Source organism: Terribacillus jepli (assembly GCF_047228925.1).
In the GTDB taxonomy this organism is placed as follows: domain Bacteria; phylum Bacillota; class Bacilli; order Bacillales; family Amphibacillaceae; genus Terribacillus.
On sequence record NZ_JBFEGH010000004.1, the window covers coordinates 26,815 to 46,672 of the forward strand.

The 19,858-nt window shown below is 45.8% G+C and carries 21 protein-coding genes; 20 read left to right on the plus strand and 1 reads right to left on the minus strand.

Annotated features, from left to right (window positions below):
* The first annotated feature begins 1 nt into the window (after position 1).
* The 12 genes from rpsA (at position 2) to AB1K91_RS05975 (ending at position 11,376) form a co-directional block, all read left to right on the plus strand.
* On the plus strand, positions 2-1,147 hold the full coding sequence (gene rpsA, locus AB1K91_RS05920; RefSeq protein ID WP_413088863.1) for a 30S ribosomal protein S1: 1,146 nt from the start codon (positions 2-4) through the stop codon (positions 1,145-1,147).
* A gap of 103 nt (positions 1,148-1,250) precedes the next feature.
* Positions 1,251-1,838, plus strand: a complete 588-nt coding sequence (locus AB1K91_RS05925) for a YphA family membrane protein (protein WP_413088864.1) — start codon at positions 1,251-1,253, stop codon at positions 1,836-1,838.
* 105 nt (positions 1,839-1,943) lie between these two features.
* Positions 1,944-3,254 (plus strand): ribosome biogenesis GTPase Der, encoded by a 1,311-nt coding sequence (gene der, locus AB1K91_RS05930; protein ID WP_413088865.1) that lies wholly within the window; start codon positions 1,944-1,946, stop codon positions 3,252-3,254.
* 21 nt (positions 3,255-3,275) lie between these two features.
* Positions 3,276-4,313, plus strand: coding sequence for an NAD(P)H-dependent glycerol-3-phosphate dehydrogenase (locus AB1K91_RS05935; protein WP_413088866.1), 1,038 nt, complete (start codon positions 3,276-3,278; stop codon positions 4,311-4,313).
* A gap of 57 nt (positions 4,314-4,370) precedes the next feature.
* The gene (locus AB1K91_RS05940) at positions 4,371-4,631 is read left to right on the plus strand and encodes a stage VI sporulation protein F (protein WP_413088867.1); all 261 of its coding nucleotides are present in this window, start codon (positions 4,371-4,373) and stop codon (positions 4,629-4,631) included.
* Between the two features lie 337 nt (positions 4,632-4,968).
* Positions 4,969-6,447 carry a stage IV sporulation protein A gene (gene spoIVA / locus AB1K91_RS05945; RefSeq protein WP_413088868.1) on the plus strand — a complete coding sequence of 493 codons (1,479 nt, stop codon included), beginning with the start codon at positions 4,969-4,971 and terminating at the stop codon, positions 6,445-6,447.
* 227 nt (positions 6,448-6,674) lie between these two features.
* Complete coding sequence (locus AB1K91_RS05950) at positions 6,675-6,947, plus strand: HU family DNA-binding protein (RefSeq protein WP_093728344.1); 273 nt, start codon at positions 6,675-6,677, stop codon at positions 6,945-6,947.
* Between the two features lie 146 nt (positions 6,948-7,093).
* A complete protein-coding gene (locus AB1K91_RS05955; protein ID WP_413088869.1) occupies positions 7,094-7,876 on the plus strand; it encodes a heptaprenyl diphosphate synthase component 1 in 783 nt (260 codons plus the stop codon).
* Between the two features lie 2 nt (positions 7,877-7,878).
* On the plus strand, positions 7,879-8,598 hold the full coding sequence (gene menG, locus AB1K91_RS05960) for a demethylmenaquinone methyltransferase (protein ID WP_413088870.1): 720 nt from the start codon (positions 7,879-7,881) through the stop codon (positions 8,596-8,598).
* Positions 8,599-8,633: 35 nt separating this feature from the next.
* On the plus strand, positions 8,634-9,605 hold the full coding sequence (gene hepT / locus AB1K91_RS05965; RefSeq protein ID WP_413088871.1) for a heptaprenyl diphosphate synthase component II: 972 nt from the start codon (positions 8,634-8,636) through the stop codon (positions 9,603-9,605).
* 65 nt (positions 9,606-9,670) lie between these two features.
* Positions 9,671-10,120 carry a nucleoside-diphosphate kinase gene (gene ndk, locus AB1K91_RS05970; RefSeq protein ID WP_413088872.1) on the plus strand — a complete coding sequence of 150 codons (450 nt, stop codon included), beginning with the start codon at positions 9,671-9,673 and terminating at the stop codon, positions 10,118-10,120.
* Between the two features lie 482 nt (positions 10,121-10,602).
* Positions 10,603-11,376 carry a CheR family methyltransferase gene (locus AB1K91_RS05975; RefSeq protein ID WP_413088873.1) on the plus strand — a complete coding sequence of 258 codons (774 nt, stop codon included), beginning with the start codon at positions 10,603-10,605 and terminating at the stop codon, positions 11,374-11,376.
* A gap of 234 nt (positions 11,377-11,610) precedes the next feature.
* On the opposite strand, the gene AB1K91_RS05980 is transcribed toward AB1K91_RS05975, so the two are convergent.
* Positions 11,611-11,844 carry a DUF2798 domain-containing protein gene (locus AB1K91_RS05980; protein WP_413088874.1) on the minus strand — a complete coding sequence of 78 codons (234 nt, stop codon included), beginning with the start codon at positions 11,842-11,844 and terminating at the stop codon, positions 11,611-11,613.
* Positions 11,845-11,956: 112 nt separating this feature from the next.
* Here AB1K91_RS05980 and AB1K91_RS05985 point away from each other — a divergent pair, with 112 nt between their 5' ends.
* The 8 genes from AB1K91_RS05985 (at position 11,957) to AB1K91_RS06020 (ending at position 19,851) form a co-directional block, all read left to right on the plus strand.
* Positions 11,957-12,250: a MerR family transcriptional regulator gene (locus AB1K91_RS05985; RefSeq protein WP_413088875.1), complete on the plus strand. Its 294-nt coding sequence runs from the start codon at positions 11,957-11,959 to the stop codon at positions 12,248-12,250.
* Between the two features lie 113 nt (positions 12,251-12,363).
* A complete protein-coding gene (gene aroC / locus AB1K91_RS05990; RefSeq protein ID WP_413088876.1) occupies positions 12,364-13,530 on the plus strand; it encodes a chorismate synthase in 1,167 nt (388 codons plus the stop codon).
* A complete protein-coding gene (gene aroB, locus AB1K91_RS05995; RefSeq protein ID WP_413088877.1) occupies positions 13,530-14,609 on the plus strand; it encodes a 3-dehydroquinate synthase in 1,080 nt (359 codons plus the stop codon). Before aroC ends, aroB begins: the two co-directional genes overlap by 1 nt.
* Positions 14,606-14,980 carry a chorismate mutase gene (gene aroH / locus AB1K91_RS06000; protein ID WP_413088878.1) on the plus strand — a complete coding sequence of 125 codons (375 nt, stop codon included), beginning with the start codon at positions 14,606-14,608 and terminating at the stop codon, positions 14,978-14,980. The genes aroB and aroH overlap by 4 nt, the downstream gene beginning before the upstream one ends.
* Positions 14,977-16,077: a histidinol-phosphate transaminase gene (gene hisC / locus AB1K91_RS06005; RefSeq protein ID WP_413088879.1), complete on the plus strand. Its 1,101-nt coding sequence runs from the start codon at positions 14,977-14,979 to the stop codon at positions 16,075-16,077. The genes aroH and hisC overlap by 4 nt, the downstream gene beginning before the upstream one ends.
* Position 16,078: 1 nt before the next feature.
* Positions 16,079-17,176, plus strand: coding sequence for a prephenate dehydrogenase (locus AB1K91_RS06010; RefSeq protein ID WP_413088880.1), 1,098 nt, complete (start codon positions 16,079-16,081; stop codon positions 17,174-17,176).
* An 11-nt stretch (positions 17,177-17,187) separates the two neighbouring features.
* Entirely contained in the window at positions 17,188-18,477 is a 1,290-nt protein-coding gene (aroA, locus tag AB1K91_RS06015) for a 3-phosphoshikimate 1-carboxyvinyltransferase (RefSeq protein ID WP_413089070.1), read from the plus strand.
* Between the two features lie 120 nt (positions 18,478-18,597).
* Positions 18,598-19,851 (plus strand): tetratricopeptide repeat protein, encoded by a 1,254-nt coding sequence (locus tag AB1K91_RS06020; protein WP_413088881.1) that lies wholly within the window; start codon positions 18,598-18,600, stop codon positions 19,849-19,851.
* Positions 19,852-19,858: the final 7 nt, after the last annotated feature.

Sequence of the window (19,858 nt, forward strand, 5' to 3'; positions counted from 1 at the left end):
GATGGATGAAATGAATGAGCAAGCTACTGATTTCAAGGAATTGTCTGTAGGTGATACTGTAACCGGTAAAGTGGTGAAAGTAGAAGATAAACAAGCTTTGGTAGACATCGGCTACAAAGTGGAAGGTATCCTGCCAATCAGTGAATTATCCAGTCTTCATGTAGAGCGTGCTGCCGACGCAGTAAGTGAAGGTGAAGAGTTGACACTAAAAGTGAAAAAAGTGGATGACGAAGAAGTCGTCCTTTCCAAGCGCGCGGTTACAGCTGAACTTGCTTGGGAAGACTTGGAAGCGAAATTCGAATCCGGAGAAGTATTCGAAGCAGAAGTCAAGGAAGTCGTCAAAGGCGGTCTTGTCGTAGATGTGGGTCTTCGCGGATTCATTCCAGCTTCACTTGTGGAAACGTATTTTGTCGAAGAGTTCGAAGAATACAAAGGCAAACCGCTTACGTTGAAAGTGGTCGAGCTTGATCGCGAACAAAACCGTGTCATCCTTTCCCACCGTGCAGTAGCAGAGGAAGAGGAAGCTTCCAAAAAGCAGGATGTGCTGGACAGCCTGGAAGCAGGTCAAGTGATTGACGGTACAGTACAGCGTTTGACTGATTTTGGTGTCTTCGTCAGCATCGGAGGCGGAATCGACGGTCTCGTACACATCTCCCAACTTTCCCACGAACACGTGGAAAAGGCATCCGATGTGGTGACAGAAGGCCAGGAAATCAAAGTCAAAGTGCTAAGTGTCGACAAAGACAGCGAGCGCATCAGCCTATCCCTGAAAGAGACACTCCCTGGACCATGGGAAAACATCAGTGACCGCGCACAAGCAGGGGATGTGCTTGAGGGTGAAGTGAAACGTCTGGTAAGTTTCGGCGCATTCGTCGAAGTATTCCCTGGTGTCGAAGGTCTTGTCCACATTTCCCAAATCGCCAACCGTCACATCGGTACGCCGCAGGAAGTATTGGAGCCAGGACAAAAGGTACAAGTGAAAGTACTTGATGTGAACGAGTCTGAAAAACGAATGAGTCTGAGCATCAAGGAATTGGAACAAGATGAAAATAATGCTGTCATCAAAGAATATGAAAAAGAAGAGGAGCATTCCGGCTTCCAGCTTGGAGATATTCTCGGTGACAAATTGAACAAGTATAAGCAGTAAAAATGAGACCAAGATTGCCTCTGGGCAGCCTTGGTCTTTTTTTGCCCTCGACGTATAGTTTTCCTCCTCTCTTGTCATAATGCTGATAAAAGGAGGCGAATATATGGAGGGGTTTTACTTTTTCTGGGCAACTTGGATCAGCTGGGTCCTGGTGACTTTTTTTATGAGACATTCATTGGCAAGGACATTATTTGGATTTGCCATATTACTCACGATATCATTATCTGGTTTTTCCTTTGATTTTGCTGGACACCGAATTTTTGCAACGGTTTTTCTGCTTGCTGTCATCGGTTACTTATTTATATTTGCCAGTAAACGAGTGGGCCGCGGCACTTTTGGAAGTATTTGTCTGGGGATTGGTTATACTGGCATGTTGCTTTGGGAACTGACAAATCCTATCGCACTGCCGATTCCGCGTATTCTTATATTTTCACTGATTTTATTTGCACTTGTCTTTTACCTGACTAGGGATTTTTACTTGCAGCTTGGTATCATTTGCTTAGGATTTGCCATGGGGGAAGTGATGTATCTATTTTTATTGGATATCTATGGACTTCATCAGGAAGCAGGCGGTTTTAAAGCATTGGATGTGTTGGGTACCGTTTTGTTATTGTTGATAGTTGCTAAACTTGCGGGTGAGCTGAGAAAATATCTGCGGAATAGATCGAAATGGACTGCCAAACGTACATGATGTCGAAATATATTGTTTCCCTATGGCGCTTTTGCTAGAATGAAACAGTTAGGTTGCAACAGAAGGACCAGCATATAAAGGAAAGTAGGAAAGGATGTTCCTTTCATGAGGAAATCAGTAGTTGCCATTGTAGGCAGACCAAACGTAGGAAAATCAACCATATTCAACCGTCTGGCCGGGGAAAGGATCTCCATTGTGGAAGATACACCTGGTGTGACACGTGACAGAATCTATACGGAAGCTGAATGGCTGAACCAGCCGTTTAACATAATTGACACCGGCGGTATCGAAATCGGAGATGCACCATTTCTAGTGGAAATCCGCGAACAGGCAGAACTTGCCATAGCAGAAGCAGATGTCATCATCTTTATGGTGAATGGACGCGAGGGTATCACGGGAGCGGATGAAGAAGTAGCGAAGATTTTATTCCGTTCCAATAAGCCAGTTGTACTGGCTGTCAATAAAGTGGACAACCCGGAAATGCGGGATCAGATTTATGAGTTTTACAGCCTTGGCTTTGGAGAGCCATTCCCGATTTCTGGTACACATGGTTTAGGTCTGGGTGATTTGCTTGACGCAACTGTCCAGCATTTCCCTGAACGTGCCGAGATGCAGGAAGATGAAGAGACGATCCATTTCAGTTTGATCGGCAGGCCGAATGTCGGTAAATCATCCCTGGTGAATGCACTGCTCAATCAAGAGCGTGTCATCGTAAGTGATGTTGCAGGGACGACACGTGATGCAGTGGATTCAACATTTACCAGAGAAGGACAGGATTTTGTCATCATCGACACTGCCGGTATGCGCAAACGCGGAAAAGTATATGAAACGACAGAGAAATACAGCATTCTCAGGGCATTGAAAGCGATTGAACGCTCCGATGTCGTCCTTGTCCTGATCAATGCGGAAGAAGGTATTATCGAGCAAGATAAGAAAATTGCCGGATATGCACATGATGCGGGTAAGGCAATTGTAATTGTCGTTAATAAATGGGACACCGTTGAATCAGATGAGAAAAAAATGAAAGAGTTCGAAGATGAAATCAGGGCGCATTTCCTTTACCTGGATTATGCTCCGATCGTCTTCTTGTCCGCCAAGACGAAAAAGCGGATTCATACACTAATGCCAGCGATACTGACGGCGAGTGAGAACCATGCCAAACGCATTCAGACGAATGTGTTGAATGATGTGATCATGGATGCCTTGGCGATGAACCCGGCTCCGACATATAAGGGTCAGCGTTTGAAAGTGCTTTATGCCACTCAAGTGGCGGTCAAGCCGCCAGCTTTTGCAGTATTCGTCAATGATCCGGAATTGATGCACTTTTCTTATGTCCGTTTTTTGGAGAATCGCATCAGGGAGGCATTCGGATTCACTGGTACACCAATAAAGATTTTCCCAAGAAGAAGATCCTAAAAAGGGACGAGGAGGATTTATATGACACAACGAATAGCAGCAATACTCGGTGCCGGCAGTTGGGGAACCGCCCTTGCCATGGTTTTGGCGGATAATGGGCATGAGGTCAGACTTTGGTCGCATAATCCTGGACAGGTCGCAGCAATCAATGAAGAACGGCTGAACGAGAAGTACCTGCCCGGAGTGACGCTTCCTGAGTCCATTACCGCATATGCAGACTTAGGAGACTCTGTACGCGATGCGGATGCTGTCATACTTGTCGTCCCTGCCAAAGCAACTCGTGAGGTGGCGTCAAAGCTGTCATCGTATCTTCCAGCAGACGCTGTCATCGCGCATGCTACGAAGGGAATCGAGCCGAAAACAAGCAAGCGGGTTTCCGAGATGATCGAAGAAGAACTAAATGCTGTCGATCATCGTCCTGTCGTTGTTCTATCTGGTCCAAGCCATGCCGAGGAAGTGGCGAAAAGGCAGCCGACGACGTTGAGCGCTTCCTCTGTCGCAATGGAAGAAGCAAAGAAGATCCAAGAGCTGTTCATGAATGAGAATTTCCGTGTATACACGATCACGGATATGGTCGGTGTGGAACTTGGCGGGTCGTTAAAAAATATCATTGCGCTTGGAGCAGGTATTTCTGATGGTCTTGGATACGGAGATAATGCCAAAGCGGCTTTGATAACTAGGGGGCTCGCAGAGATTGCCCGTCTAGGTACGAAGCTTGGGGCGAATCCGCTGACATTCATCGGCTTATCCGGTATGGGAGATCTTATTGTGACATGCACAAGTGTGCACAGCCGGAATTGGCGTACTGGCAATATGCTCGGAAAAGGCATGAGTTTGGAGGAAGCGCTTGCGCAGATGGGGATGGCTGTCGAAGGTGTCCGGACGACAGAGGCTGTGGCAGAGCTCGCCGCCAAAGCTGGTGTCGATATGCCGATTACGAAGGGTATCAATCAAATTCTCTTCCATGGCGCCAAAGCAAAGGACATCGTCGATCAGCTGATGACACGTCTGCCGAAGCATGAAATGGATGATCTTCAAGATGTACTGAATGCCCGCTAACGTTTTCTCATTCCTTGCATATACTGTTTCGTAGCTAATCTGCAAGGAGGAATGAATGTGGCAGACTTTCAGAAGAACCTGATTGACCAGATTCAGAAAAAATCGAATGTGAAGGCTGATGATATCTACAAGGTAGCCAACTCCGTAAAAAGTGCGAACTTCCAAGATGAGGCGACGGTGCGCGGTTTGGTGAAGCAATTGGCTGCTATGGCAGGCAAGCCTCTTTCGCAAGAGAAAGAAGATAAAATCGTCAAAGCGATCATCGGTAACAACATGCCAGCCGATATGAGCACATTGAGCAAATTATTCAAAAACTAACAGCGGCAATTGGGCAGAACAACTTACCATCCCTTGCCCTTTACGCATAAACTAACTCGCACCAGCATATTTTTCTAGGTTGCCTTGGGTATATTTAGTCTATTTCAAGAAGAAGCTTCTGCTTCTTCTTTTTTTTATGGTATGAACCCCCAGGCATGCGCATAGATTATCGGCAGAGGGCAATATGCTGTTCGTCCTTTCCTGCAAAAACGCCCTTTGATGCCAGCAGGCAAGGAATCCATTATTTCTAGCATATTTGGATAGGACAACATCATAAACTGCTAGTGTATGTAGCTAAGACTGTCCATGCATCGAAAGTAGATCGGGAGGGGATCTTTTGGAAAGAGTAGATATTTTTAAAGATATCTCGAAACGGACAAATGGCGATATCTACCTTGGGGTGGTAGGGGCTGTCCGAACCGGGAAATCGACTTTTATCAAGAAGTTCATGGAGCTGGTTGTCCTGCCTAACATGGAAGATGAAGCCGAGCGGGCCCGGGCCCAAGATGAATTACCCCAAAGCGCTGCGGGTCGGACAATCATGACAACCGAACCGAAATTCGTCCCGAACAACGCCGTCTCCCTTCAGGTGGACGAAGGTCTGGAAGTAAGTGTCCGGGTCGTCGACTGTGTAGGATATACGGTGGAAAGTGCGAAAGGTTTCGAGGATGAAAATGGGCCGCGTATGATCAATACGCCTTGGTATGAAGAGCCAATTCCTTTTCATGATGCGGCAGAGATCGGGACTCGCAAGGTCATACAGGAACATAGCACCATTGGTGTCGTCGTGACAACGGATGGCACAATCGGTGAAATTCCCCGCAGTGACTATGTGGAACCGGAAGAGCGTGTCGTATCTGAGCTGAAGGAAGTCGGCAAACCGTTCATCATGGTCATCAACTCTGTCACACCGCATAATCAAAACACAGAGCTGCTCCGCCAGGAATTGAGTGAGAAATATGACATCCCGGTGATTGCGATGAGCGTGGAAAGCATGACAGAGCACGATGTGTATAACGTACTGCGCGAGTCCTTGTATGAGTTCCCGGTTTTGGAAGTGAACGTCAATCTGCCAAGCTGGGTCATGGTGCTTAATGAAGATCATTGGCTTCGTTCCAATTATCAAGCGGCCATCCAGGAAACGGTAAAGGATATCAAGCGCCTTCGTGATGTGGATCGCGTGGTAGGATACTTTGATGAATATGATTATATTGAAAGAGCCAATCTGGCAGGAATGGAGCTTGGTGAGGGGATTGCCGAAATTGATTTGCATGCTCCGGATGCTTTGTACGACCAGGTACTGAAGGAAATCGTCGGCGAAGAAATCCGCGGTAAGGATCATCTGCTGCAGCTTATGCAGGATTTCTCACACGCCAAACGGGAATACGACCAAGTGTCTGATGCACTGCATATGGTCAAACAGACAGGTTATGGTATTGCTGCACCGAGTTTGCAGGACATGGCTTTGGATGAACCAGAAATCATCAGACAAGGTTCCCGATTCGGTGTTCGGCTGAAGGCAGTGGCGCCTAGCATCCATATGATCAAAGTGGATGTCCATTCCGAATTTGCACCGATTATCGGAACAGAGAAACAAAGTGAGGAACTGGTACGCTATCTGATGCAGGACTTTGAGGAAGATCCGCTTTCCATCTGGGATTCAGATATCTTCGGTCGTTCCCTCAATAGCATCGTACGAGAAGGAATCCAAGGAAAAATCAGTTTGATGCCAGAGAATGCCAGATACAAATTGAAGGAAACACTGGAAAGAATCATCAACGAAGGATCGGGTGGTTTGATTGCGATCATTCTATGAGCGGCAAATGAGCCGCTTTATTTTTTTTGTCAAAAATATACTGTAATAGAGATAAATTTAAGGTTTTATGGCGTTTTGTGTTGAATTATGCTGCTAAGTCGTTTATTATAAGCGTTGATATCGCAACGCGAGCGGTATTGATAGGTATAAAACCTATCTTTATGGTGAACAAATGATAGCAAATGCTATTGTTTTTCTGTTCAAGGTAATGTCAGGGAGGTGTAAACATGAATAAAACAGATCTAATCAATACTGTTGCTGAGAAAAGCGACCTTTCCAAAAAGGATGCTACGAAAGCTGTCGATGCGGTTTTCGATTCAATCATGGATTCTTTGAAACAAGGTGACAAAGTACAATTGATCGGTTTCGGTAACTTCGAAGTACGCGAACGTGCTGCACGTAAAGGCCGCAACCCGCAGACTGGGAACGAAATCGAGATTCCAGCGAGCAAAGTTCCAGCGTTCAAAGCTGGCAAGGCCCTGAAAGACAGTGTGAAATAATTACATATGGGCTAGGATAAGGGATGCCTGAATCTATCAGGTGTCCCTTTTTATTTGACGAGCTTGCAGACAAGACGAATCGGGACATGCTGTGCTATAATACTTTTTATACAGTTTGAAATACGAAAAGGGCGCAGGTGATTGTTTTGTCCTATGCATCCATGGAAGAGCTACATACATTACGAAATAAAATAGAGAAGCGCATGCAGCTGGCTTATCTGGACGAGAATACAGAGGAACCATTCTTGGATGAGAATAAGCTGTTGGCATTGCAGACGCTATTTGGTCAAACGAACCTGCCCGATAAGCAGCAGACAGACTACGCGGTTACGATCATGCTGATTCAGATGGCCTTGGATACGCATGATAAAGTGATCAGGATTACCAAGGCCGACGAGACCGACGAAGAACGGAAGAACAGACAGCTGACGGTGCTGGCAGGTAATTATTACAGTGCGCTCTATTATCAGATACTTGCCGGACTTGGAGAGATTGATATGGTGGCGTTGCTGGCAACCAGTATCAAGGAAATCAATGAACAGAAAATGTCGCTTTACTATGATACGACAACAGCGGAAGCATTCTTTACAAAGCTCGGACGTCTGGAAGGCAGCTTGTTCCGGACAGCAGCTTCCCGCTACACCGATACAGCAAGTCTTGAGCCACTGGATGACTATTTCTTGATCAGCAAGCTAAAGCGAGAAGCAAGGGGCAACAAACAGGCCCCCCTCTCCCTGAAGCTTGCTGCAATCCTCGAAAATCAAGAGAGTGGAATGACTGCGATGGAAGCGATACACGAGGAGATGGAAGCTGCTAAAGTCAGACTCCTAGCAAAGCTGGATCTACTGCCGCCAGCCTATGCGCTGCTTTCCCGTAAGCTTTTGCTTCAGGGGAATCGGCAAAAAGAGTTATATCTGGAAGAAGGGTAATTATGGCACAAGAAACGAAAGAACAGCGTGTACATCACGTATTTGAAAAGATATATGACCGCTATGATTTTATGAACTCCGTCATTTCCTTCAGGCGCCATAGAGCCTGGAGAAAGAGTGTCATGAAGAAAATGCAGGTGAAGCCAGGCGATGCTGCACTGGATGTATGCTGCGGCACAGGTGATTGGTCCTTTTCCCTTGCGAAGGCTGTTGGGCCAAATGGAAAAGTGACAGGACTCGATTTCAGTAAAAATATGTTATCAGTAGCAGAAAAGAAAAATGAGGGAAATCCGCATGAGCAGTTATCTTTCATTTGGGGAAATGCAATGGAACTGCCATTTGAGGATGATTCCTTTGATTTTGTGACAATCGGCTTTGGCTTACGGAATGTGCCGGACTATCTTCAAGTATTGAAGGAGATGTACCGCGTCGTGAAGCCTGGAGGCAAGGTAGTATGCCTGGAAACTTCCCAGCCGACAATGATTGGATTCAAACAAGCATATTATTTTTATTTCAAGCGGATCATGCCAGTGCTTGGTAAGCTTTTGGCGAAAAGCTATGCTGAATATAGCTGGCTGCAGGAATCTGCAAAGGACTTTCCCGGAAAGAAAGAGCTCCGTGCATTATTCCAGCAGGCAGGATTGACGAACGTGAAGATTAAGACATATACAGGCGGCGTAGCGGCTATGCACATGGGAGAGAAGCCGGCGGTCAGAAGCTGACTGGTAATATGTCTGGACGGATGAAGGTGACATGAATGAAACTACCGATGATCTACTCATATTTAAAAAAGGACTTGGACAAGATCGAGGATGCGATGACCAATACGATTCGAGCAGAGCATCCTGTCCTGGAAGATGCGTCGGTACAGCTTCTCCGAGCCGGCGGGAAACGGATTCGGCCGGTTTTTGTTTTGCTCAGCGGGAAGTTTGGTACATATGAGCTTCCTCGGATACAAACCGTTGCTGTCGCACTCGAATTGATCCATATGGCATCATTGGTCCACGACGATGTCATTGACGATGCTGAACTCCGTCGAGGCAAACCGACTGTAAAAGCGAAGTGGGATAATAAAGTGGCCATGTATGCGGGGGATTATATATTCGCCCGTTCCCTGGAATACTTATCGAAGCTCGAGGAACCTAGGGCACATCAGATCCTTGCACATACGATCGTGGAGCTTTGCATCGGTGAAGTGGAACAGATCAGGGATAAATATCGGATTGAGCAGCATCTGAAGGACTACCTACGCCGGATACGCCGCAAGACGGCAATCCTAATCGCTGCGAGTGCCCGGCTCGGAGCGATTGCCTCTGGTGCGGCGCTTGGTTATGAACAAGCATTGTATCGATATGGTTATTACGTAGGGATGAGCTATCAGATCATCGATGATGTGCTTGATTTTACAGCATCCGAGACAGATTTGGGTAAACCGGCCGGAGGCGACTTGCTCCAGGGCAATATGACGCTCCCTGCACTCTTGGCTTGCGAAGATCGCTTGTTCAAGGAACGGCTCACACAAGCCTTCCGTGATCCGGAAGCGCTCGATCGGGAAGCCTTGGAACCATTTATCCAGCATATCAAAACATCCGATGCCATCGAGAGATCGCTTGCGATCAGTGACCGTTATCTGGAGAAGGCATACCGGGAATTGGACAAGCTGCCGCCAACAAGAGATCGGAATACACTGAAACAAATTGCAAGACATATAGGTAAGCGCAGCTCCTGATTGTAAAACGCTTACACTTTTGCTATTATTACTGTGAAGTTCATAAAGAGGGAGCTGCAGTGAAAATGGAAAAAACATTTTTGATGGTGAAACCGGATGGTGTGCAACGAGGACTGATTGGGGAAATCGTGACGAGATTCGAAAAGAAAGGCTTGAAGCTCCTTGCGGGAAAGATGATGGTAGTGTCGGAAGAACAAGCAAAAACGCATTACATAGAACATGAAAGCAAACCCTTTTTCGATTCACTGATAAGCTATATTACATCAGGTCCCGTATTTGCGATGGTCTGGGAAGGTAAGGATGCCATTACGCTGACACGGAGTATGATCGGGGCAACCAAACCAACGGAAGCAGCACCTGGTACGATCAGAGGCGATTATGCAGTGGAGATGAGCCGTAACCTTATACATGGTTCTGACAGTGCAGAAAGCGCTGAACGCGAAATAGCGAATATGTTCGAACCAAATGAACTGATCCAATATGAACAAGTAATAGCAAAATGTCTATATGAATGAATTTAAAAAGCTGGGACAAAAGTCTTCCACTAGATGAAAACCCGAACTATGACGCAATTCTTTAACAAAGATTTGCGTAAGTTCGGTTTTTTTTTATATTAGTCTTACACTAACTAAGCAGATTACGAAGACTCCTCATATCTTTTTGTATTTGTTTTCATTTCCTGCAGGAATAGCACGAGTCTGAACACCTCGCTTTTCCATTAGAAAAGCGAAAAGACTGTTTGGAAACACTGGGAAAGGGCTGAACCGGTCGTTTTATCCTGCAAGGCAATTGCTTATCCCGTAGTTATTGGTCTTTGGCTCTAGAGCGTGAAGATGCTGAGACCATGCTTATAGAAAGTGAAATGTTTTGCCGAGTCATTGTTCGCGGAGTATTGTATGTTTTGTCTTGAGTAAGCACTTTTTTCTATTTTCTCCTACCAACTATCCTTTATATACAGTAAAATGGAACTAGATACATATAGACAGGAGAACATGATGTGGCAGCAGATTATGAATACTTTGTGCAGCAGATTAAAGCAAATACCGGCATAGATTTATCTCAATATAAAGAAGCACAGATGCTAAGGCGTCTGACTACGCTTCGCGAAAAAAGGGGCTACCAGGATTTCAAGGCATACTTCCAGGCAATCCGTGGTGATGCAGCGCTAATGGACGAGTTCCTGGATCGCATGACTATCAATGTGTCTGAATTTTATCGTAATTATCAGCGATGGGAAGTGCTGGAACGACGCATCCTCCCTGAACTGCTTAAAAAAAAGAAGCCGTTGAAAATATGGAGTGCAGCTTGTTCCACCGGCGAAGAACCTTACACATTGGCCATCCTGCTCGAGCGTTACGCAAAAGGTACAGCCTACACGATTCATGCCACTGATCTGGATCAACGTGTGCTGGAAACAGCGAAAATCGGAAAGTACAATGAAAGGGCACTGAAAGAAATGCCAGCGGCAATCAAATCCGCTTATTTCACACAAGAGGGTCCTATATTCCAAATTAAAGAAGAATTAAAGCAGCATATACAATTCAAGCAGCATAATCTGCTTGCGGATGCTTATGATACAGATTATGATCTCATCATCTGTCGGAATGTCCTCATTTACTTCACAGAAGAGGCAAAAGCAGATATCTATCATAAGTTCAGTAAGTCACTGGCGTACAACGGCTATTTGTTTGTAGGCAGTACTGAGCAGATCTTCAATCCGAATACGTACGGGCTGCGGGCTGTGGACACATTCTTCTACCAAAAGCAATAAGGCCCGAACGATAGTATCCGGTCAAACAAAAATCCGAACTATGCAATTTGCCAATGAATTTGCATAAGTTCGGATTTTTAAGTTAAACTGCCGGAATACTGTAACGTCTTCGCACAGTTTGTCAGCTCGACAAAGCTCACCAGCCCCGTTCCCTCAGAGTATTTCCAGGGCGACAATTCAGAGCAGCTTATCACTTTTCATCCCGTAGGGCTTGATCAATTTGAATAGCGTGTTTTATTCTTTGACTTTGATGATTCTTGATACATGACGAATTACGAATTTCGGCAGGAAGAAGGAAATGGAAAACACGAGCAGGAAGGCAATAATCCAAGATCTGAACCAGGTGGCGTATGGAAAAGCATGCAGACCTGAATTGACAGCTGTAAGTGTAAATGAAATGATGGCGGTCATGATGGTTGCAGTGACGACACTGCATAGAATGCGATGGGTTTTTGAATTTACAAACATGTTCGTACTCCTTTTGTAACTAATCTCCAATAATTATATATAATCTTCATAAGTTGTCAAATATACTATTTCACGTATAATGGGCTTACATCGACAAAAGGGGTGGGGGACAGTGGATGAAATAGATTATGGATTGCTTAAACAAATGGCGGTGACGATAGGGGATGCATCCAAAATTAGTGACATCCCGATTCGCAAGCTGCGTTATTGGGAAGACAAAGGTTATATCGACAGCGTGGAGGAAAAATCGAATGCAACAAGAAGATTCGATTATTATGCTATCAAGAAGATTATCCTGATGAAAGAATTAATCGAAGATGGGTATACAGTCGAGGCTGCCTCTCAAAAGGCAGAAACCCGTATGAAGAGGCTTCGAAAAGCTATTGATGAATTAAGCAGAAAATAATGATAAGTTTGCGATCACGTTCGGAAATATTGTCAGAATTGTTCCCACTTAAGAAACAAGTTATGTTATAGTAATTAAAATTACAAAGAAACAGATATAACGGAGGAATATACATGCGCTACTTAACAGCAGGTGAATCACATGGTAAACAGCTTACAACCATCATAGAAGGTGTTCCTTCCTATTTACCATTGACTGCCGCGGATATCAATGCATCCCTGCTTGAAAGGCAGAAAGGGCATGGCCGGGGCAAGCGAATGCAGATTGAAAAAGACTTGGTCGATATTGTCGGCGGTGTCCGTCATGGTTACACCCTGGGATCCCCGATTGCACTGGTTATACATAATGACGATTTCAAGCACTGGATAGATGTAATGGGAGAAGACCCGGTCGAGGATCCCCAAGCAGTCCGGCGTATTGTCACACGCCCAAGACCTGGGCATGCAGATCTGAACGGTGCCTTGAAATACGGTCATCGGGATATGAGGAATGTGTTGGAGCGCTCCTCGGCTCGTGAGACTGCTGCACGCGTGGCAGCCGGTGCAGTTGCCAAGAAGCTCCTGGCTGAACTGGATATCCATATTGTCGGCTACACAAAGGAAATTGCCGGCATCAAGGCAGTCGAGTTCCCGGAGTATACATATGAAGAAAGAGACAGTATTTCAAAAGCATCTTCCGTACGCTGCCTTGATCCTCAGGCTGCCGAGCAGATGACAGAAGCGATCGATCAGGCGAAAAAGGACGGAGACTCCATCGGCGGCGTGGTGGAAGTTTATGTGGAAGGGTTGCCGGCAGGTATTGGCTCTTACGTCCATTACGATCGAAAGCTTGATGGTCGTATTGCCGGTGCAGTGGCGAGCATCAACGCATTCAAAGGTGTGGAATTCGGCATTGGTTTCGAAGCGGCGAGATTGCCGGGAAGTCAGGTGCATGATGAGATTGCCTGGGATAAAGAAAAAGGCTATTACCGGAAAACGAACAGACTCGGTGGTTTGGAAGGTGGTATGACAACAGGGATGCCTCTCGTTGTCAAAGGTGTCATGAAACCAATCCCGACGCTTTATAAACCATTGCAGAGCGTGGATATTGAAACGAAGGAACCTTTCAACGCCAGCATCGAACGTTCCGATAGCTGTGCTGTTCCGGCGGCAGCACTGGTAATGGAGCATGTTGTGGCATTCGAAATTTCAAAAGCAATTCTGGAACAATTCCCGAATGACCAGTTTCCTAAGCTCAAGGAAGCAATCAAAAACTATCGGGAAGAAATCCGGGTGTTCTGATGGAACAGATAACAGTCAAAGCGAGTCAATCAAGTTATAAAGTTTCTGTAGGTGCGGGAATCAGACATAGATTGGCTGAATTCCTCCCCAAAACTTATCAAAATGTATTCATTGTATCGGATACAAGTATCGCCCCGCATTATCTTGATGATTACATAGCGTCACTTTTGCCGAATGCGAAAGTGACCAAGAAAATCATCGAACCAGGCGAAGCGGCGAAAAGCAAAGAAATGTATTTCGATATATTGGACAGCATGTTTGAAGCGCAACTTGATCGCAAATCGCTGGTCCTTGCTCTTGGCGGAGGGGTCATCGGGGATCTTGCTGGATTTGTCGCAAGTACCTATATGAGGGGAATTGATTTCATCCAGCTTCCGACAACGATCCTTGCGCATGATTCCAGTGTTGGCGGTAAAGTTGCGATCAATCATGGGACCGGTAAGAATCTGATTGGAAGCTTCTACCCTCCAGTGGCTGTTGTCTATGATGTCGATACGATTAAGACTCTTCCGGAAAAGGAAGTGCGGAGCGGCTATGCAGAACTGATTAAAGAGGCTTATATCGGGGATGGATCTTTCCTTGACCATCTGTTTGCACGAAAGACACTCGACAAAGACAACCAGGACCAGCTAATCAAGGATTTGTCATCAGGCATCAAGGTCAAAACGAAAATCGTTGAAGCAGACGAAAAAGAAAATGACATGCGCAAGTTTTTGAATCTGGGTCATACACTGGGCCATGCGATTGAAGCCGAAGCAGGATATGGCACGTTTACGCATGGAGAAGCTGTAGCGATTGGCATGCTGTTTGCTTTGGAATTAAGTGAGAAAAGATTCGGCGCAAATTTGTTGCTTGATGAATTCCAAAGCTGGCTGAAGCGGAATCAATACCCTTTGCATTTGCCTGATCTTTCTGCAGCAAGACTCGTCACTAGGATGCAAATGGATAAGAAATCGGAAAATAAGGAAGTCCACATGGTGCTGCTGCGTGAAATCGGACATCCGGTGACGGAAAAAGTCGATCACGACATGCTTCTTGATGCTGTCACATCTTTCCTCGAAAGGATGAGCAGAGCATGATACGAGGTTTCAGGGGAGCCACTACTGTGGCAAATAATGAAGAAAAACAAATCATAGAGGCAACTGCAGCGATGCTGGATGAGATGGTCGTGAAGAATGGCATCGAACCAGAAGACGTGGTACAAGTACTCATTTCAGCTACGCCTGATCTGACCAAGACATTCCCTGCAAAAGCAATGCGTGTCTTCCGTGATGATTGGACTTATGTACCTGTCATGTGCATGCAGGAGCTGGCAATCGAAGGCGGTTTGCCGAAATGCATCAGGGTTATGCTGACTGCACGCACTGATTTAGCGCAGCAGGAGATTCATCACGTTTATCACGAGCAGGCAATCACATTACGTCCCGATTTAAAGGAGGAGCATCAATGAGAGCGAAACAGATTTTGAATGAATTGACAGCCTACAAACCAGGAAAACCGATGGAGGAGGTTCAGAAGGAATTCGGATTGGATCGCATCGTGAAACTTGCTTCCAATGAGAATCCATACGGCTTTTCCCCGGAAGTGAAAAAAGCGTTGCCGACGTTTGCCGATGATCAAGAAATCTACCCTGATGGGTATGGCACGGCATTGAAAGAGAGATTGGCAGAACACTTCAATGTAGGACTCGATCAAATCGTTCTTGGCGCAGGATCTGATGAAATCATCATGATGCTCTGCCGTACCTTCCTGGCTCCTGGTTTGAACACGGTGATGGCGCATCCATCCTTCTCCCAATATCCGCACCATGCTTTGATCGAGGGGGCCGAGGTTAGGGCTATCGAGACAAAAAATGGGTTCCACGACCTTCCTGCCATGCTGGAAGCAATCGACGAAAACACAGGTATCGTTTGGCTTTGCACACCGAATAATCCGACAGGAAACCATATAGCCAAAGCAGAATTCGGCAACTTCCTCCGTCAAGTTCCAAAAGAAGTGTTGGTAGTAGCGGATGAAGCATATATCGAGTTCCTGGAGACGGATGACTACTTCGACACTCTTGCTGCATTGGATGAATACCCGAACCTGATTACGCTTAGAACTTTTTCTAAAGCATACGGTCTCGCTGCGCTTCGAGTCGGTTACGGTATCGGCCATCCGGAAGTCATCCATAAAATCAACGTGGTAAGAAGTCCGTTCAATAATACGACGATTGCACAGAAAGCGGCGATTGTGGCGCTTGACGATCAGGATTTCATCAAAGAATCGATTGCAAAGAACAACCAAGTCAAACATAACTTCCTTGCATTCTGTGATGCGCATCAGATCAAATATTACGAATCCCATACTAACTTCGTCCTTATCTATGATCTGCCTGTAAGCGGGGATGCAGTCTTCCAGCATATGCTCTCCAAAGGATTCATCGTCCGTTCCGGCGATGCGCTCGGTATGCCGAATAGTGTCAGAATTTCACTCGGCAATGAACAGGATATGACTGCATTCACTGTTTTGCTTGAACAATTCCTGACAAGTGTGAAAGAAAGCTGATATGGAGACGGTTGTTATCGCGGGGCTCGGATTGATCGGCGGCTCGCTTGCCCGTAATATTCAACAGCATAAAGAAGTTCATCTGATCGGGGTGGACCAGAAGGACAGTACATTGAAGTACGCCCTTCAGCATGGCATTATCGATGAAGCAGTATCCTCTTTTCAAGCGGCCGCTAAAAAGGCTGATATCATTTTACTTGCAGCACCAGTGTCCAAGTCTGTCGAGTTGCTTAAACAGCTCGATGATATGAAACTGGAAAAGGAAGTGCTTGTGACGGATGTTTCTTCGGTCAAAGGGCCGATATTTCATCAGGCTGCTTCCTTGCGATCGGATAAAATCGTCTTCGTCGGCGGTCATCCGATGGCTGGATCCCATAAACATGGAATCGAAGCATCCAAAGCGCATCTTTTTGAAAATGCCATCTATGTACTAACTCCAGTACAGCAGGCAAGAGAAGACGACCTTGATCGGTTGAAGGATCTTCTCGATGGTACCAAAAGCACATTCATCACGCTGACTGCCGAAGAACATGATGAGATGACGGGAGTTGTCTCCCATTTCCCGCATTTGATTGCCTCGGCATTGGTGCAGCAAGCCAAGAAATGGGAAACAAAGCACAGCTTTCTCCCGAAACTTGCTGCTGGCGGGTTTCGGGACATTACCAGGATCGCTTCCAGCAATCCTGGTATGTGGCAGGACATCTTCTTTCAGAATAAAGAAAAGATGGCTGTCTTGCTTGATGATTGGATCGAAGAAATGCAAACTTTCCGTAAGCTTCTGCTTGAGGATCATAGATCGGAGATCCATGCATATCTGGAAGAAGCGAAGCATTACCGGGATGGTTTGGAACCTCGGAAAAAAGGTGCGATTCCGGGCTATTATGACTTGTATGTCGATATTACCGACCGACCAGGAGCCTTGCAAAAGGTACTCACCATTGTCGCCGATGCTGGCTTGAGTATTGTCAATATCCAAATACTCGAGCTTCGGGAAGGTCTGACAGGAGTTCTTCGCCTCAGCTTCGCCGAGCAGAAAATCCAGCTGAAGGCAAAAGGTGTGCTGGAAGTGTTTGGTTATGAAGTAAAGATTGAAGATTGAAGGTGAAAATAGTGACAGATATCCGTTTGCAACCGACAGAAAAGGGACTTTCTGGTTCCATTACCGTACCTGGAGACAAGTCCATTTCCCATCGGAGCATCATTTTTGGTTCTTTGGCCAAAGGGAAGACAACTGTCCGCCATTTCCTAAGCGGGGAGGACTGTCTCCGGACAATCGATGCTTTTCGTGCGCTTGGCGTTTCGATTGAAAAGGATGGCGAGACCGTCATCATTGAAAGTGAAGGAAAAGATGGCTTCAAGGAGCCATTGCAGCCGATTAACTTTGGAAACTCGGGAACGACAGCGCGTCTTCTGCTTGGTGTTTTCGCTGCTTTGCCATTCCATATCACGGCATATGGGGATGCATCTTTGACGAAGCGGCCAATGGACCGTGTCGCAAAGCCGCTTCGTCAAATGGGTGCAAAGATAAATGGGCGTGAAAAAGGTAAGTATTTGCCTTTGGCAGTTGACGGACAGAAGCTGTCGGAGCTTACATACCACACACCCGTCAAGAGTGCCCAAGTAAAATCCGCCTTGCTGTTGGCTGGTCTTTTAGCTGATGGTGAAACACGGATTTCAGAAGATGTCAAAACGAGGGACCATACCGAACAGATGCTGCAAAGCTTCGGGGCAAGCATCGATGTGTCTGGAACGACTGTGACTGTTCAAGGCGGTCAGCAGCTCGTTGGTACGGATGTATATGTTCCGGGTGATATTTCTTCAGCCGCATTCTTCCTTGTCGCTGCCTGTTTGGTACCAAACAGTGATATTACCTTATCCAATACCGGACTGAACGAAACACGAACCGGCATCCTGGATGTATTGCGGGATATGGGAGCCGATATGGAAATCAAAGAGCATAAAATCCAAGCTGGTGAGCGCATCGGGGACATTAGGATACGCTATCGATCGTTGAAAGGAACAGAGATTAGCGGAGGTATCATTCCCCGGCTTATCGATGAATTGCCTATATTAGCATTGCTCGCCACTAAAGCCGATGGAGATACGGTTATCAAAGATGCTGAAGAACTCCGATTCAAAGAAACAGACCGGATTGAAGCAATAGCTTCTACGCTGCGAAGTTTTGGGGCGGAAGTGGAAACGACGCCTGATGGCATGCGGATTCCAGGGAATCAATCTCTGCAAGGTGCATCTGCTGATTCTTTCGGTGATCATCGTATCGGAATGATGATTGCCATCGCCAGCTTGATCGCAAATGGAGAAACGATCCTTACTGATGCAGATAGCATCAATATCTCATATCCATCATTTTTTGAGGATCTCCGTGCACTGCAAAATTGAATATGTCTGATTCCCAAGAGGGAATCAGGCTTTTTTACTGTTCTAAAGCACTTGCTTTAGGTTACACTGAAGAAAGACTATAAAAGCTGATAAGTGTGTGAATAGAAGGAAGTGGCATAAATGGAAGAATTGCAAAAAGCGATAACATATATGGAAAATGATCAGCCGCAGGAAGCTGTCGATACATTGGAGGCATATTTGCCGCGCGCCAATGAGGAAGAGAAATTTACCATTGCAGAATTGTATATGCAATGGGGTATGCATGAAGAAGCAAAAGCCGTCTTGCTTCAGCTGGAACAAATGTTCCCTGGCGAAATGGAGCTCAAGATGATGCTTGCTGAGCTCCATATCGATTTGAATGAAGACCAAGAAGCAATCGATAAGCTTGATCAGATTGTCGAAGATGAAGACTATTTTGTACCAGCTCAAATGCAACTCGCTGATTTATACGAAGCGCAAGGATTATTCGAAGTGGCGGAGCAGAAATTATTAGCTGCCAAGCGCTTCGATCCATCTGAAACTGTCATCGATTTGGCATTGGGTGAGCTGGCGTTATCAACAGGATCATACCTGAAGGCGATCACCTACTATGAAAAGGTTTATGAAAAAGAAACCGTAATGGGAGATATCGATGTTGCCCTTCGTTTGGCCGAAGCTTTTGCAGCTACGGGCGAATTTGAAAAAGCATTGACTTATTATCAGGAAACGGATGTCGAGGATGTGGAGCAGCTGTTCAGCTACGGTTTCACGGCATTCAAATTATCCAGATACGACATTGCGATCAGTACTTGGGAGAAGCTTCTAAAAGAAGAAGCTGATTATCTGTCTGTCTATGAATATCTAGCCAAAGCCTATGAAGAAGAAGGCATGATGGAGAAAGCTTTTGAGACGGCAGAAAAAGGTTTGGCATTGGATGAATATAACCAAAAGCTTTATTTCACAGCAGGTCGTCTCGCCAGGCAGCTGGGCAAGAATGATCGCAGTTACTTCCTGATCCGTCATGCTATCGCGCTTGATCCGGGATATAAAGAAGCGATTCTATATTTGATCGAGAATTTCAAGCTGGATGAAGATCATGAGGCAATCATCGAATTATTGACGCATATCCTGGAAACGGATGAAGAAGATGCAGCGTACCGTTGGGAGCTTGCGCGCGCCTATAATGAAACTGAAATGTTCGATGAGGCATTAAAGGCATACAGGGAAGCATATACTAACTTCAAAGATGATAGCGATTTTCTAAAAGAATACGGTTATTTCCTATTGGAAGAAGGGAGGATGCAAGAGGCTGTCGAAATACTAAAAGAGTATCTTCGTTTGGAGCCATCAGATATCGAAGTCGAAGAGAATATCAACCGGCTCTTGTCTCAATAAATGCATT

Bases quoted from the DNA above. Each gene is read 5' to 3' on its own strand.
- rpsA (WP_413088863.1), top strand. From the start codon at position 2: ATGGATGAAATGAATGAGCAAGCTACTGATTTCAAGGAATTGTCTGTA.
- AB1K91_RS05925 (WP_413088864.1), top strand. From the start codon at position 1,251: ATGGAGGGGTTTTACTTTTTCTGGGCAACTTGGATCAGCTGGGTCCTG.
- der (WP_413088865.1), top strand. From the start codon at position 1,944: ATGAGGAAATCAGTAGTTGCCATTGTAGGCAGACCAAACGTAGGAAAA.
- AB1K91_RS05935 (WP_413088866.1), top strand. From the start codon at position 3,276: ATGACACAACGAATAGCAGCAATACTCGGTGCCGGCAGTTGGGGAACC.
- AB1K91_RS05950 (WP_093728344.1), top strand. From the start codon at position 6,675: ATGAATAAAACAGATCTAATCAATACTGTTGCTGAGAAAAGCGACCTT.
- menG (WP_413088870.1), top strand. From the start codon at position 7,879: ATGGCACAAGAAACGAAAGAACAGCGTGTACATCACGTATTTGAAAAG.
- hepT (WP_413088871.1), top strand. From the start codon at position 8,634: ATGAAACTACCGATGATCTACTCATATTTAAAAAAGGACTTGGACAAG.
- ndk (WP_413088872.1), top strand. From the start codon at position 9,671: ATGGAAAAAACATTTTTGATGGTGAAACCGGATGGTGTGCAACGAGGA.
- AB1K91_RS05980 (WP_413088874.1), bottom strand. From the start codon at position 11,844: ATGTTTGTAAATTCAAAAACCCATCGCATTCTATGCAGTGTCGTCACT.
- aroC (WP_413088876.1), top strand. From the start codon at position 12,364: ATGCGCTACTTAACAGCAGGTGAATCACATGGTAAACAGCTTACAACC.
- aroB (WP_413088877.1), top strand. From the start codon at position 13,530: ATGGAACAGATAACAGTCAAAGCGAGTCAATCAAGTTATAAAGTTTCT.
- aroH (WP_413088878.1), top strand. From the start codon at position 14,606: ATGATACGAGGTTTCAGGGGAGCCACTACTGTGGCAAATAATGAAGAA.
- hisC (WP_413088879.1), top strand. From the start codon at position 14,977: ATGAGAGCGAAACAGATTTTGAATGAATTGACAGCCTACAAACCAGGA.
- AB1K91_RS06010 (WP_413088880.1), top strand. From the start codon at position 16,079: ATGGAGACGGTTGTTATCGCGGGGCTCGGATTGATCGGCGGCTCGCTT.
- AB1K91_RS06020 (WP_413088881.1), top strand. From the start codon at position 18,598: ATGGAAGAATTGCAAAAAGCGATAACATATATGGAAAATGATCAGCCG.